Source organism: Rhodopseudomonas palustris BisB18 (assembly GCF_000013745.1).
Taxonomy (GTDB): Bacteria; Pseudomonadota; Alphaproteobacteria; order Rhizobiales; family Xanthobacteraceae; genus Rhodopseudomonas_A; species Rhodopseudomonas_A palustris_F.
The window spans coordinates 1,641,486-1,655,780 of sequence record NC_007925.1; the positions used below are offsets into that span (position 1 = coordinate 1,641,486).

The 14,295-nt window shown below is 65.7% G+C and carries 14 protein-coding genes; 9 read left to right on the forward strand and 5 right to left on the reverse strand.

Annotated elements, in window-relative coordinates:
* From flgA to flgF, 3 genes are read right to left on the reverse strand one after another with little or no spacing between them, the layout of a single operon-like run.
* Nucleotides 1–1,113, reverse strand: a complete 1,113-nt coding sequence (gene flgA / locus RPC_RS07555) for a flagellar basal body P-ring formation chaperone FlgA (protein WP_011471972.1) — start codon at nt 1,111–1,113, stop codon at nt 1–3.
* Nucleotides 1,114–1,121: 8 nt separating this feature from the next.
* Nucleotides 1,122–1,910, reverse strand: a complete 789-nt coding sequence (flgG, locus tag RPC_RS07560; RefSeq protein ID WP_011471973.1) for a flagellar basal-body rod protein FlgG — start codon at nt 1,908–1,910, stop codon at nt 1,122–1,124.
* Between the two features lie 21 nt (nt 1,911–1,931).
* Nucleotides 1,932–2,696 (reverse strand): flagellar basal-body rod protein FlgF, encoded by a 765-nt coding sequence (gene flgF / locus RPC_RS07565; RefSeq protein ID WP_011471974.1) that lies wholly within the window; start codon nt 2,694–2,696, stop codon nt 1,932–1,934.
* 350 nt (nt 2,697–3,046) lie between these two features.
* Between flgF and fliL the strand changes: the two genes are divergently transcribed.
* The 7 genes from fliL (at nt 3,047) to RPC_RS07600 (ending at nt 10,985) form a co-directional block, all read left to right on the forward strand.
* A complete protein-coding gene (fliL, locus tag RPC_RS07570; protein WP_011471975.1) occupies nt 3,047–3,526 on the forward strand; it encodes a flagellar basal body-associated protein FliL in 480 nt (159 codons plus the stop codon).
* Between the two features lie 15 nt (nt 3,527–3,541).
* A complete protein-coding gene (fliM, locus tag RPC_RS07575; RefSeq protein ID WP_011471976.1) occupies nt 3,542–4,756 on the forward strand; it encodes a flagellar motor switch protein FliM in 1,215 nt (404 codons plus the stop codon).
* Nucleotides 4,753–5,211 (forward strand): DUF6468 domain-containing protein, encoded by a 459-nt coding sequence (locus tag RPC_RS07580; RefSeq protein ID WP_011471977.1) that lies wholly within the window; start codon nt 4,753–4,755, stop codon nt 5,209–5,211. Before fliM ends, RPC_RS07580 begins: the two co-directional genes overlap by 4 nt.
* Nucleotides 5,208–5,975 carry a MotE family protein gene (locus RPC_RS07585; protein WP_011471978.1) on the forward strand — a complete coding sequence of 256 codons (768 nt, stop codon included), beginning with the start codon at nt 5,208–5,210 and terminating at the stop codon, nt 5,973–5,975. The genes RPC_RS07580 and RPC_RS07585 overlap by 4 nt, the downstream gene beginning before the upstream one ends.
* Before the next feature lie 98 nt (nt 5,976–6,073).
* A complete protein-coding gene (locus tag RPC_RS07590) occupies nt 6,074–9,859 on the forward strand; it encodes a hypothetical protein (protein WP_011471979.1) in 3,786 nt (1,261 codons plus the stop codon).
* Nucleotides 9,860–10,084: 225 nt separating this feature from the next.
* On the forward strand, nt 10,085–10,528 hold the full coding sequence (locus RPC_RS07595; protein WP_157043152.1) for a hypothetical protein: 444 nt from the start codon (nt 10,085–10,087) through the stop codon (nt 10,526–10,528).
* A gap of 1 nt (nt 10,529) precedes the next feature.
* Entirely contained in the window at nt 10,530–10,985 is a 456-nt protein-coding gene (locus tag RPC_RS07600; protein WP_011471981.1) for a hypothetical protein, read from the forward strand.
* A 185-nt stretch (nt 10,986–11,170) separates the two neighbouring features.
* Here RPC_RS07600 and fliP read toward each other — a convergent pair whose 3' ends face one another.
* Nucleotides 11,171–11,935 carry a flagellar type III secretion system pore protein FliP gene (fliP, locus tag RPC_RS07605; RefSeq protein WP_011471982.1) on the reverse strand — a complete coding sequence of 255 codons (765 nt, stop codon included), beginning with the start codon at nt 11,933–11,935 and terminating at the stop codon, nt 11,171–11,173.
* Complete coding sequence (locus tag RPC_RS07610) at nt 11,932–13,035, reverse strand: flagellar biosynthetic protein FliO (RefSeq protein WP_011471983.1); 1,104 nt, start codon at nt 13,033–13,035, stop codon at nt 11,932–11,934. Before RPC_RS07610 ends, fliP begins: the two co-directional genes overlap by 4 nt.
* 393 nt (nt 13,036–13,428) lie before the next feature.
* On the opposite strand from RPC_RS07610, the gene flgB reads away from it, so the two are divergent.
* Nucleotides 13,429–13,839, forward strand: a complete 411-nt coding sequence (gene flgB / locus RPC_RS07615) for a flagellar basal body rod protein FlgB (RefSeq protein ID WP_011471984.1) — start codon at nt 13,429–13,431, stop codon at nt 13,837–13,839.
* Between the two features lie 28 nt (nt 13,840–13,867).
* Nucleotides 13,868–14,293 (forward strand): flagellar basal body rod protein FlgC, encoded by a 426-nt coding sequence (gene flgC, locus RPC_RS07620; protein WP_011471985.1) that lies wholly within the window; start codon nt 13,868–13,870, stop codon nt 14,291–14,293.
* The last annotated feature ends 2 nt before the right edge of the window (nt 14,294–14,295 follow it).

The following is a 14,295-nucleotide window of genomic DNA, read 5'->3' on the forward strand; positions in this document are numbered from 1 at the left end:
TTACTCGGGTTGGCGGGAGGCGGGGGTGGCGGCGCCGGAACGCGGCGTCGCGGCGTCGGCCGGCGCGGCGGCGGCGAGGATGCGGGGCGTGGCGACCGATACGGCAACCTGGCCGCGGCCGATCACCGTGCCGGCGACGGTGCGCTTGGATTGCAGGTTGATCACGTTGACGACGTCGCCCTCGGTGCCGCTTTCGAGCGCCTTGCCGCGCACGGTGAGATACAGCCCGGTCGATTGGTAGATCAGGGTGACGGCCTGGTCGCGCGACACCAGATCGGGTTTGCTGAGGTCGACGAGCCGCAACGCCTGGCCGGCGCGCAATTGCCGCCGCGCCTGCATACCGACCGCGTCGTCGCGGCTGGCGGCGTCGCCGCCGATCTCGGCCTTCGGCCGCCGCTCGACCACCACGTCGGACGATTTCAGCACCTCGTTGCGCTCGACGCCGCGCGCCAGCACCGCGGCGTCCACGGTCTCGATCGCGGTGCCGGTGAAGCGCAGCTTGGTCGGCGCGGCACTGCCGTCGCCGGCGATCTCGAAGGTGACGTCGAACCGACCGCTGCGCGCGTCGTGGCGCACCGCGACCGGCTCCATCGCGCCGCTGTTCGAAGGATCGAGTTGCAGGGTCTGCGGATCGCGGTCGAACTTGATCTGGAAGCTGCCGGGCTCGGCGCGGCCGTTGTTCTGCGCCAGCGCGCGCGCCACCTGGGTTTCGATCTCTTCGCTGGCCACCGTGCGGGCGAGCCGCGTCACGCTCACTTCGCGGATATCGCGGGTCTCGACGCCGATCACCTGATGCGCGCGCAGCGCCGCCAACAGCTTGGCGGTCGGCAGCGACCCGGTGGTGCCGAGATCGGGGGCGCGATAGATCGCGATCTTGGCGGCGCTGCCGGCGTTGTCGATGACGTCGCCGATCAGCACCAGGTCGCTGGTCACGGTGACGCTGGCGCGCAGCACCGGCGACGCGATGACGTCGTCGCGGCTCTGGGCGGGGGACTGGGCTGGGCTCTGGCCAGGGCTCTGAGCTGGGCCTTGAGCTGGGCTTTGGGCGATGCCTGGGCCGGCGCCGGCGAGGGCGATGGCGAGGCCAATGAGCAGCGAGGAGGTGCGCATCATCTCGGTCCTCAGCGGAACATGTTGGAGGTCGATTGCAGCATCTGGTCGGCGGCGCTCACCACCTTGGCGTTCATCTCGTAGGCGCGCTGCGCGGCGATCAGGTCGGAGATTTCGGTGACCACTTCGACGTTGGCCTGTTCCAGCGTCTGCTGCTGGATGTCGCCGTAGCCGTCGGCATTGGCGATGCCGTCCTGCGGCGGACCCGACGCCCCGGTCTCGATGAACAGGTTGTCGCCCTGCGGCTGCAGCCCGGTCTTGTTGATGAAGCGGGTCAGGCTGATCTGGCCGAGCACGGTCGGCGTGGTCGAGCCGGTGACGGTGACCGAGACCTGACCGTTGCTGGCGATGGTGATGCCGCTGGCGCCGGTTGGAATGGTGATGGTCGGCTGCAGCGGATTGCCGTTCGAGGTCACCACGCGGCCGGTGTTGTCGGTGGTGAACGAGCCGTCGCGCGTATAGGAGTAGGTGCCGTCCGGCATCTGGATCTTGAAGAAGCCTTCGCCGCGCACCGCCAGGTCGAGGTCGTTGCCGGTGGTCGACAGCGTGCCCTGGGTCATCAACCGCGGCGTGCCGACGGTCTTGACGCCGCCACCGATGTCGACGCCGACCGGCAGGATGGTGCCCTGATCGGAGGCCTGCGCGCCGACCCGGCGGACGTGGTCGTAGATCAGATCCTGGAACGCGGCGCGCTGCTTCTTGAAGCCGGTGGTGCGCATGTTGGCGATGTTGTTGGAGATGACCTGGACGTTGAGTTCCTGGGCCGCCATCCCGGTCGCTGCGGTGTAGAGTGCGCGCATGGGTTCGTCTCCAAAAAGCCGTTACGCCGGAACGTCGGCAAGTTTCTCGAGCGCGGTTTTGCGCAGATCGCCCTGCTGCTGCAGCATCGACGAGATTTGGGTGTAGGCGCGGGTGACCTCGATCATCTTGCTCATCTCGGCCACCGCGTTGACGTTGGATTTTTCGATGTAGCCCTGGTGCACTCGGGCGGTGAGCGCCGGCTGCGCCGCGGCACCGGGGCCGGCGGAGTACAGATTGGAGCCTTCTTTCAGCAGCCGCTGGGCTTCGGCGAAATTGACCAGGCGAAGCTTGCCGCGCAGCGAATCCACCGCCGAGGAGCCCTCGAGCACGGTGACGTTGCCGTCGTCGGCGATGGTGATCTCCTTGTCGGTCGGCTGAAACACGATCGGGCCGTTGGTGCCGAGCACCTGATAGCCCGACGCGGTGACCAACTGGCCTTGGGCGTTGATCTGCAGCCCGCCGTCGCGGGTGAAGCGCTCGCCGGCCGGGGTCTGAACCGCCAGGAAGGCGTTGCCGTCGATCGCGACGTCGAGCGGGTTCTTGGTCTGCTCCAGCGGGCCGGAGGAGAAATCGTGAAAGGTGGCGCGGTCCTGGACGTAGCTGACGCGGCGATCGCGGCCGATGAAGTTGTCCTCATGGGCGCCCGGCGACAGGTATTCCTGAAACAGCGATTTGTCGGCTTTGAAGCCGGTGGTGTTGACGTTCGCAACGTTGTTGGCAACGACGTCCATCTGTCGCTCCAACGTCATCTGCCGCGACAGTCCGATGAGGAGTGCATTCTCCATCGGCCGATCTCCCCTTGTCTGAACCGCGCACGCCCCTCTCCCAAAGGCCGTCCGTGGTTGCCGCGAAGCGCTAAAGCTCTCCCAAGCCGCGCTTCAGTCCAATACCAAGCGAAACCCGTGCCAGAGCAAATTTGTGTGGAGATACAGGCGATTAGGTAGTTTTACCGGGGCCGCCGAAGGCGGCAAAAAGGTAATATTGACCATATTTGCCGGCAAAATCTTCCTAGCTGGCGGGCGAAAGAAAGGTTCCATTAACCATTGCGACATAAGTTTTTAACCGGGCGCTTGGGCGTTCGGGGCAGCGATTTCGCATCGCAACTGGCCTGCGCAGCGAATTCGGACGGCACGCGATGGCAGACACCGAGGTCGAAGACAAAGACGGCGAAGCCGCTCCGAAGAGCAAGCGCAAGCTGTTCATCATCGTCGGCGCGGTGGTCGGGGTGTTGCTGATCGGCGGCGGCACCTGGTTCATGTTCTTCCGCGGCCACGGCGCCGAAGAGACCCACAAGGTCGAAGTCGTGAAGCCGGTGTTCATCGACGTGCCGGAAATGACCATCAACCTCGCCGGCATGCCGGGCGAGCGGATCCAGTACCTGCGGGTCAAGGTGGTGCTCGAGGTCAAGGACGAGAAGGCGGTCGAGCAGATCAAGCCGACGATGCCGCGCGTCACCGACATCTTCCAGACCTATCTGCGCGAACTGCGCTCCAGCGATATTTCCGGCTCCGCCGGGCTGTTCCGTCTCAAGGAAGAGATGCTGCGCCGGGTCAACCTCGCGGTGGCGCCGGGCGTGGTCAACGTGGTGCTGTTCAAGGAAGTCGTGATCCAATGAGCGGGCGGGCACCTCATGGCGGGTAACGACCAGGTCGATCAGGACGCCATCGCTGCGCAATGGGAAGCGCAGATGGCCTCAGAGGATCCCGAAGAGGCCGCCAAGAACGCCGCCGCCAACGAACTCACCGGGGCGATGGCCGACCAGTGGGCGGCGATGGTCGAGGACGGCAGCCGCGACCTCGGCAACACCACCGGCACCGGCAAGAGCGGCGGCGAACGGGTCCTGACCCAGGAGGAAATCGACAACCTGCTCGGCTTCTCGATCGGCGAGATCAATCTCGACGATCATTCCGGCATTCGCGCCATCATCGATTCGGCGATGGTGTCCTACGAACGCCTGCCGATGCTGGAAATCGTGTTCGACCGATTGGTGCGGTTGATGACGACGTCGCTGCGCAATTTCACTTCGGACAACGTCGAAGTCTCGCTCGACCGCATCACCTCGGTGCGGTTCTCCGACTACATGAGTTCGATTCCGCTGCCCGCGGTGCTGAGCGTGTTCAAGGCCGAGGAATGGGAGAATTTCGGTCTCGCCACGGTGGATTCGGCGCTGATCTATTCGATGATCGACGTGCTGCTCGGCGGTCGCCGCGGCCAGGCCTCGATGCGGGTCGAGGGCCGGCCCTACACCACGATCGAAACCAATCTGGTGAAGCGGCTGGTCGAAGTGGTGCTGGCCGACGCCGAACAGGCGTTCCGGCCGCTGTCGCCGGTGACCTTCAAGATCGACCGGCTGGAAACCAATCCGCGGTTCGCCGCGATCACCCGGCCGGCCAACGCCGCGATCCTGGTGCGGCTGCACATCGACATGGAAGACCGCGGCGGCAACATCGAGTTGCTGCTGCCCTACGCGACGATCGAGCCGATCCGCGCCGTGCTCATGCAGATGTTCATGGGCGAAAAATTCGGCCGCGATCCGATCTGGGAAGGCCATCTGTCCACCGAGATCGCCCAGGCGGAGATTTCGGTCGACGCCGTGCTGTACGAAGCCGAGATCCCGCTGAAGCAATTGATGCGGCTCAAGGTCGGCGACACCTTGCCGCTGGAATTGCGCGCCGACGCGCTGGTCGCGGTGCGCTGCGGCAACGTCACCTTGACCGAAGGCCGGATGGGCCGCGTCGCCGACCGCGTCGCGATCCGCGTCACCAAGCAGTTGCGCAAGCCGAACACCACCTACGCGATGTTCGAGAAAGCCGACGAGCAGACCAAACTAATGGAGACACAATGAGCCATTCATTAGGAATTGCCATCGAAAGTCTGGTTGCCGCCCTGCTGATGCTGACCATCGCCTACTGCATGCTGCTGAACAAGCGGCTGAAGTGCCTGAAGGCGGACGAGCACTCCTTGAAGGCGACGATCGGCGAACTGATCACCGCCACCGAAATCGCCGAGCGCGCGATCGGTGGGCTGAAGCTCACGGTGCGCGACGTCAACGAGAACCTGCGCAACCAGATCGCCGCCGCCGGCAGCCTCTCGGAACAGCTCGACAAGCAACTCGCCGAGGGTGACAACGTGTTGCGCCGGCTGTCGCGGATCGCCAGCGCCGCGCGGCAGCCCGCCGCCGAGCCGCTGGCGCACGCGCACGCGCAGGCGCAGGCGCAGGCATTGTCGCCGGCCAAGGCGGTCGCCGCCGCGGCGCAGGCTTTCGCCGAACGTAGAAGGGCCGATGGCATCGCCGCATGAAGCTGTTCCGGGATATCCGCGTCATCCCCGTGGTGCTGGTCGCGGTCTTCGGCCTCGCGGTGCTGAAGGTCGCAGGCCTGCTGCTCGACGGCGGCTATGTGTTCGACTACCAGCCGCACGCGACCAAGCCGTCCTGGGCGGAGGAGAATCTCAACTTCCCGACCGGGCGCAGCTACGATGAGGATATCACCGGCTCGACCGCGGCCAAGAAAGACGACAAGCCCGCGGTCGCCGCGCCGGAAATCTCCACCTCGACCGAGCCGCCGGTGATCAACGAACCGCCGCCGCAGGTGTCGCCGGCGGAGCGCGCGCTGTTGGAGCGGCTGCAGGCGCGCCGCCAGGAGCTCGACGCCCGCGCCCGCGAAGTGGAAATCCGCGAGAGCCTGCTGAAGGCGGCGGAGAAGCGCATCGACTCCAAGGTCGAAGAATTGAAGGGCGTGGAGTCGCGGATCGCCGCCACCAGCGGCCAGAAGACCGAGACCGAAGCCGCCCGCTTCAAGAGCATCATCACCATGTATGAGGGGATGAAGCCGAAGGACGCCGCCAAGGTGTTCGACCGGCTGGAAATGCCGGTCTTGTTCGAAATCGCCTCGCAGATCGCGCCGCGCAAGATGTCCGACATTCTCGGGCTGATGGCGCCGGAGGCCGCCGAGCGCTTGACCGTCGAACTGGCGCGCCGCGCCGGCGGCGGCGGCGACCGATCGGCGATCGCGGTGGAATTGCCCAAGATCGAAGGCAAACCGGCGCCACAAAATCGCAACTAACGGGGATATTTAACAACTCCTTAAATCGCAAAATCTAGATTTCGAAGCTCGCCTGGTCGCTGCATCAGCGGGATCACGCGCGTTCGAGAAACGACGTCATGGCACGAACGGCTGCGAAGCTCTGTTGGTCGCGCGCCTGCGAAATCTCGCGGGCGGCGCGGCGTTGGTTCGGCGCGCCGCGCGGCGGCCTCGCCGGGCTGATGCTGATGGCAGCGACCGCCCCGGCGCTGGCGCAGGCGCCGCTGGTGCGAGGCGAGGCGACGCTGTCGGCGGGCGGCGGCTACGCGCGGCTGGTGCTCAAGCTCAACGAGGACGTCGAGTCCGACGTGGTGGTGGCCGGCAGCGTGCTGGTGATTCGCTTCAAGCGGCCGGTCTGGGTTCCGATCGACAAATTGGCCGACGCGGTGCCCGACTATGTCGGCTCGGCGCGCCGCGATCCGGATGGCGGCGCGATCCGGCTGGCGCTGCAACGCAAGGTCACCGTCAATTCGATGGCCGCCGGCGAACGGCTTTACGTCGACCTGTTGCCCGACGACTGGAAAGGCGCGCCGCCGGGATTGCCGCAGGACGTGCTGAAGGAATTGTCGGACCGCGCCCGCGCCGCGGAAAAGGCGTTGCGGCAGCAGCGCGCGGCTTTCGCCGCCAAGGTGCGGCCGCCGATCCGGGTGCGCGCCGCGGTGCAGCCGACCTTCGTGCGCTACGTGTTCGAAATGCCCGACGGCGTCACCGTCAATTCGACGCTGAGCGACCAGAAGTTGTCCTTGCTGTTCACCGCGCCGCTGACCTTCGATCTGGCCGATGCCAAGATCGCGGCGCCGCCGAACATTGCCTCGATCATCCAGGCGACCGATGTCGACCGCTCGGCGGTCGAGATCGGACTGATCGGCGATGTCGACGTGCATTCGTTCCGCGAGGAGAAGAACTACATCGTCGACATCGGCTTCCAACAATCCGAGCCGGCGCAGTCGCTGCCGGCGGCGATCAGCCGGCTGCAATCCGAGCTGCGCGGCGTTCGCGCGTCGCCGCCCGGCGAAATTGCGCCGCCGACCTCGGAGTTGATCGCGCAGCAGATGAAATCCGACCCGAAGCCGGCCGCAAAGGTCGAAGCCAAAGTCGAGCCCAAGGTCGAAGCCAAGGTCGAGCCCAAGGTCGAAGCCAAGGCCGAGCCGAAGGCCGAACCCAAGGCCGAACCTAAGGCCCAAGCCAAGGTCGAAGCCAAGGTTGAGCCCAAGGTTGAACCCAAGGTTGAACCCAAGGTTGAACCCAAGGTTGAACCCAAGGTTGAACCCAAGGTTGAACCCAAGGTTGAACCGAAGGCCGGGGTGAAGGCGGAGGCGGCGGCGACCCCGCCGGAGACCGCCGCCGCGGCGGTCGCGTCCAAGCCGGCGGCGGTCGCCGACAAGCCGGCGCCGCCCGCCGTGGTCCCGCCGCCGCCCGCAGCGGCGGAAGCCGGCCCGGCGGTCGATATTCAGCGCACCAATGCCGGGCTGCGGTTGCAGTTTCCATTCGCGGCTCCGGTGGCCGGCGCGCTGTTCCGGCGCGCCGATACGCTGTGGCTGGTGTTCGATTCCAAGAAGCTGGTCGATCTCGAGCCGGTGCGCCGCCAGGGCGGCTCGAACATCGCCGAGATCTCCGGCCTCGCGCTGCCGACCGGGCAGGCGGTGCGTATCCGGCTCAGCCGGCCGCAATTGGCGGCGCTGACCGGCGACGCGCAGGGCTGGACGCTGACCTTCGCCGACGCCGTGCAATCGCCGTCGCTGCCGCTGCAGGCGGTGCGCAACATCTCCGATCCGGCGCGCGCCAACGTCACCATTCCGCTGCCGGGCGCCGGCACATTGCACCGGGTCGTCGATCCCGATGCCGGCGATACGCTGATGGTGGTCACCGCGGCGCCGCCGGCGCGCGGCTTGCTGAAGCGCCAGGACTTCGTCGAATTCGCGCTGTTGGAATCGCTGCACGGCGTGGTGGTGCAGCCGTATTCCGACGACGTCACCGCGGTGGTCGCCGACGACAAGGTGGTGGTGAGCCGGCCCGGCGGGCTGACGCTGTCGTCGGCGTCGTTCGGCGGCAACGAGCGCGGCACCGCGCGCACCCGCCCGATCTTCGACGTCAACGAGTGGCAGAAGAACCAGCAGGGCAGCTTCGCCGAGCGACAGGACGAACTGATCAACGCTTCCGCGAAAGCCAGCGGCGAGGCGCGCACCATGGCGCGCTACGAGCTGGCGCGGTTCTACATGGCGCGCGGCATGTATGCCGAGGCCAAGGGCGTCATCGACCTGGTGCTCGGCGACTTGAAGTCGGGCCAGGACGATCCGATCGCGCTGATCATCCGCGCCGCCTGCAGCGTGATGATCGGCCATCCCGACGAGGCGCTGAAAGACCTCGGCAATCCGGCGATCGGCGCCAACTTCGACGCCCAGCTGTGGCGGGCGCTGGCGGCGGCCAAGCAGGGCAAATGGCCGGAAGCCCGCGAAAAGCTGAAGAACGTCGAATTCATCACCAACGGCTTGCCGCTGGATATGCAGCGCGTGGTGATCAGCGAGGCGATGCGCGCGTCGCTGGAAGTCAACGACTATGCCGGCGCCACCAATCTGTCGAGCGAACTCGATCATGTCGGCGTGCCGAGCGAGTTGCAGCCGGCGGTGGCGGTGTTGCGCGGCCGGCTCGACCAGGCGCTGGGGCGCGAGGGCGACGCGCTGGTGAAATATCGCGAGGCCATCGTGTCCGCCAACCGCGCCGCGGCGACCGAAGCCAAGCTGCTCGACCTGATGCTGCGGCAGAAGCGCGGCGAGATCTCGCCGGCCGACATGCTGCCCGAACTGGAGCAGCTGGCGTTGACCTGGCGCGGCGACGAGATCGAGGTGCGCGCCCAGCAGATGATGGCGAAGATGTATGCCGATCTCGGCCGCTATCGGGAAGCGCTGGCGGCCGCGCAGCTCGCCACCGAACTGCTGCCGAATTCGCAGAGCGCGCGGCAAGCCCAGGACGACGCCTCGGCGCTGTTCGCGCAAGTCTATCTCAGTCAGAAGGGCGACGACATGGCGCCGATCGACGCCTTGGCGATGTTCTACGACTACCGCGGCCTGACCCCGATCGGCCGCCGCGGCGACGAAATGATCCGAAAGCTGGCGGACCGGCTGGTCGCGGTCGACCTGCTCGATCAGGCCGCCGAACTGTTGCAGTACCAAGTCGATCGCCGCATGGAAGGCGCGGCGCGCGCCCAAGTCGCGGCCCGGCTCGCCATGGTCTATCTGATGAACCGCAAGCCGGACCGCGCCATCACCGCGTTGCGCTCGACGAGGATCGCCGACCTGTCCGGCGAATTGCGTACCCAGCGGCTGTTACTGGAGGGCCGCGCGCAGAGCGACATCGGCCGCCACGATCTGGCGCTCGATATCATCTCCAACATCTCCGGCCGCGAGGCGATCCGGCTGCGCGCCGACATCTATTGGGCGAGCCGGCGCTGGCGCGAGGCCTCCGAACAGATCGAACTTTATCTCGGCGACCGCTGGCGCGACTTCAAGCCGCTCGACGCCGCCGAGAAGAGCGACGTGATCCGCGCCGTGGTCGGCTACGCCTTGGCCGAGGACGCGCTCGGGCTCGGCCGGTTCCGCGAGAAATTCGCGCCGTTGATGACCGGCGGCGCCGACAAGGTGGCGTTCGACGTCGCCTCGGCCCCGTCCGACGGCAGCAACGCCGAATTCAGCGCGATCGCCAAGATGGCGGCCAGCGTCGACACGCTGGACGGCTTCCTGCGCGAGATGAAGGCGCGCTTCCCGGACGCCAGCGCCAAGGTGATCCTGCCGCAGCAACCGCCGGCCGACAGCGACACCACCGGGTCGCTGCCGTCGATCGCGGTGCGGCAGATTCCGCTGGGACGGTAGGCGCGTATCATTGCTGCGCGGTCGGTCTAACCGAGCGTTCTGGTGATCCAGATTGATAGATAACATGAAGCCCGTTTTGCCCGCGGAACCGGAAGGAGCGCGAATCCTTCGACAATGGCTGGTTCGGCAAACGGCGCTTGTGACTAGATCAGTCTCCCAAAATATAGCAATGTGGAGTGCGCATCTCTACCAGATGCAATGAATGCGGGCTGGAGCGAAAGTGCCATGAGCGACGATCTTGACGCCATGGAAGATGGCCGGGAGACCACCGTCACCAAAGAACTCGTCGAAAAGCGAGTCCGGGATTGGAAGGATCGTCTTCATGATCTGTTCCGAGATGTCAGCACCTGGGCGGAGAAGAACGGATGGCGAGTCGACGATCACGGTAAGGTCTCGATGCACGAAGAGCTCATGCAGAAATACGACGTGCCTGCGACGGACCAGCCGACACTTCGTTTGGACGATGGTCGCGGCTATGCGCTCTTCAAACCGAAGGCATTATGGGTGATCGGTGCAAACGGGCGTATCGATCTGTATACGTCAAAGGGCACGTTTATCATCGTGGATCTGGCGGAACGCGGCGATGCTCCTCAATGGACGATTTTTAGAGCCAGCCAAAAGCGCGAAGGCGATGCTTTCTCACCGGAAATGATCGCAGATTTGGTCTGACATGGAGAAGCTTCCAGAGATCAAAGCGAGTTACGATTGGTTCTTCGCACATTACCAGGCCGAAATTTCGGACCGAGCCAAAGGCAACGATATTGCTGGAATCGATCGAATGGAGTTGCGGCGCGATATCCTTGAGCGCGGCATTTTCGTTCTGATGTTTGGCCAGTTTGAGAAGGCGGTGAATTCGAAATTCGAAGATGCGGTCAACGCGCGCGCCGCGAACCCTGATTGGACACATCGGCGAGGCTGGGACACACCTTCCGTCAAGGCGAAGAAAGTGCCATTCGATACCAGGTTGGCGATGGTTCTGGACAGCCGGAAGCCATCATTCGGGCGTATCTTGCAAACCTATGCGATACGCAACCATTGCGCTCACGGCGGGACTACGAGCGCGGTGGGCTCGATCGACGCTCTGGTAGCCGACCTCTACCGCTGGCATGGAGAGCTGCGGAACTGAGAGTTGATACCAGCAATACTGGTATGACTCCATGACGCGGCCTTGGTCTGGTGAACCGGCGGGTTGCCGCCCCGATTTCGCGAGGCGAGGCAAGCGCGACCCGCACGAGCAAAGTCATATTTGGCTTTTTCTTGTTAGGCGAAATCTCGCACATCAACTGCGGTGATAAGCTGAATGCGGCGCCGCTAACTGGGCCCGTAGCTCTGCACCAGTGAGCCTGCCACCAGCGACCAGCCGTCGACCAACACGAAGAAGATCAGCTTGAACGGCAGCGACACCACCACCGGCGGCAGCATCATCATGCCCATCGACATCAGCACCGAGGCCACCACCAGGTCGATGATCAGGAACGGCAGGAACAACAGAAAGCCGATCTCGAAGGCGCGCTTCAGTTCCGAGATCATGAAGGCCGGCACCAGGATGCGCAGCGACAGGTCGTCGGGGGTGGCCGGGATCGGCTCGTTGGACAGGTCCATGAACAGCTTCAGGTCCTTTTCGCGGACGTTCTTCTGCATGAAGCCGCGCAGCGGCACCACCGCGCGCTGCAGCGCCTCCTCGACGGTGATCTGGTTGGCGATCAAGGGCTTGATGCCGTCGTCATAGGATTTCTGCAGCACCGGCCCCATCACGAAGGCGGTGAGAAACAGCGCCAAAGCCAGGATCACCGAATTCGGCGGCGCGGTCGCGGTGCCGAGCGCGGTGCGCAGCAGCGACAGCACCACCACGATCCGGGTGAACGACGTCATCATGATCAGGATCGACGGCGCGATCGACAGTACCGTCAACAGCGCGATCAGCTGGATCGCGCGCTCGGTGACGCCGCCGCCGCCCGGGCCGCCGCCGAGATTGATGCTGATATCCTGCGCCAACGCCGGATCGGCGAGCGATCCGGCGGCGATCAGGGTGAGGAGGAATGCAACAACTCTACGCGGGGTGTTCGGCGATCTCACGAAGGGTTCTTTGGACGACCGAGCAGCGACGCCATCTCGTCTTCCAGATTTTCGAAGCCGGTCTTCATCGACGGCGGCCCGGCCGGGGTGATCGGCGGCTGTTCGCCATGTTCGCCCTGGCTATGACCATGGCCCGAATTCGAGCTTTCGCTCGCGCTGCGCGACCGGCTCGGCGGCGGCTCCGGCGCCACCGGCGGCGAGGCTTCGCGATGCTCGCCGATCGGCCGGCGCAACGCGGCTTCCAGCCGCTGCGCCATGTCGGCGAGGTTCTGGTCGGCGGCCGACAGCGTCGGCGCCGGCGGCGTTGCAGGAGCGAGTGGCGGCGGCGGCGGCGGCGCGGCACGTTCCGGTGCCGGCGCCCGCGGCAGTTTCATCGCCGGTTCGCGCATCGGCCGCGGCATGGCCGGCTCGGCGCGCTGCGGACGCTGCGGCGTCGGCTCCAGCCGCGGTTCGGGCCGCGGTTCGGCACGGCTGATCGGTTCGCTACGGAGCACCGGCTCCGGGCGGAGCTGCGGCTCGGTGCGCAGCTGCGGCTCGGGGCGGAGTTGCGGCTCGGGGCGAAGTTGCGGCTCGGGGCGGAGCGCTTCAGGTCGGCTCAGCGGCTCCAGGCCGCCCAGCAGATCGTTGCCGCCGCGACGCTCGGCCAGCGGCGGCGGCACCCGCCGCGCTTCTTCGGCGTAGGACGGACGCACCGGGCGCTGCGGCGGCTCCGGCAGTTGCGGTTCGGTCTGGTCCTGGGGGTCGGGCTCCCAATTGGCGGCTTCCAGCGGCGAAATCCGCGGCGGCGGCTCGGTGCCGACCGCGGGACGCTGCGGCATCTGCTCGCGGGTCAGATTGCCGCGCACGATGTTGGGTTCGACGACCAGATCGGTCGGGCCGCCGATCATCAACAGATGTTCGACATTGTCCCGGCGCACCAGCACCAGCCGCCGCCGGCCGTCGACCGCCGCGGCATCGATCACCGCCAGCCGCGGCATCCGACCCCGGTTCGCGCTGGCCCCCAGCCGGCTGCCGGCGAATCGGCGGACCAACCAGGCCGCGACGCCGATCAGGGCCAGGACGGCCACGAATGCGAAAAAGAAGACAACTGGCGACTGCATGCTTTATCCCCGGCAACTCACGTTCTTATCCGCGGCGCCGACATCGTCGGGCCCACGGTCCCTGCGATGCGACGAACGACGAACAAATCCTGGTCTTGCCCATCTCTTAAATCTGGCCGGCAAGAGTTGCCGCGCAACGTCTTACATAGCCTAGGAATCGATCGGGCCAAAACGACTTCTGACGCCAAACCGCCATCAGATGGATCGGTTAGCGCACCATCTGCGGCGAAAATGCGCCGATGCAGCGACTCCGCCACATTCTGCACAGTTAACGCGCCGAACGCCTCAGGTATCGCCGCCGGCAAAAATTAACTGCCCGTTAACCATAAGGGCGGCAAATTCTGCCCACCTGAAGCGATCCGCCACAGCGGAACCAGCAGGCGGAGCAGGCCGATGCCTATCAACGATCTACCGGTTTTGTCGGCGCTACGCACCAAGATGCAATGGCATCAGGAGCGCCAGCGGGTGCTGGCCGACAATATCGCCAATTCCGATACGCCCGGCTTCAAACCGCGCGAACTGATCGAACCGAAATTCACCCCCAGCGGCCAGCTCGCCGCCGGCGGCCCGATGGGGTCGCTGCCGATGCTGCGCACCAGCGCCAGCCATATCAGCGCCGCCGGCGGGATCGAGAGCTTTGCGCAGGACCGCAACAGCGGCTTCCAGACCCGGCCGGCCGGCAATGCCGTCAACCTCGAGGACGAGATGCTGAAAACCTCCTCCAACCAGATGGATTACGCCGCCGCCACCTCGCTCTACAGCCGCAGCCTGAGCTTGCTGAAAACCGCGATCGGCAAGCGCTGAGCCGCAGGGCCGTTAGGGAGACCACGCCATGGCCGAAGATTCGATGGATTTCTCCCGCTCGATGGGGATCGCGACCTCGGGCCTGCGCGCCCAGGCCGCGCGGATGCGGGTGATCTCGGAGAACATCGCCAACGCCGAATCCACCGCGCAGACCCCGGGCGGCGATCCGTATCGCCGCAAGGTGCCGACCTTCACCTCGGCGCTGGATCGCGCGCTCGACGCCAGGGTGGTCACGCTCGGCCGGGTCAAGCCGGACAATTCCAACTTTCGGGTCAAATACGAGCCCGGCAACCCGGCGGCCGACGCCGCCGGCAACGTCAAATACCCCAACGTCAATCCGCTGGTGGAAATGACCGACATGCGCGACGCGCAGCGATCCTACGAGGCCAACCTCAACATCATCAGCGCCACGCGGCGCATGATTCAACGCACCCTCGACATCCTCAAGGCGTGATC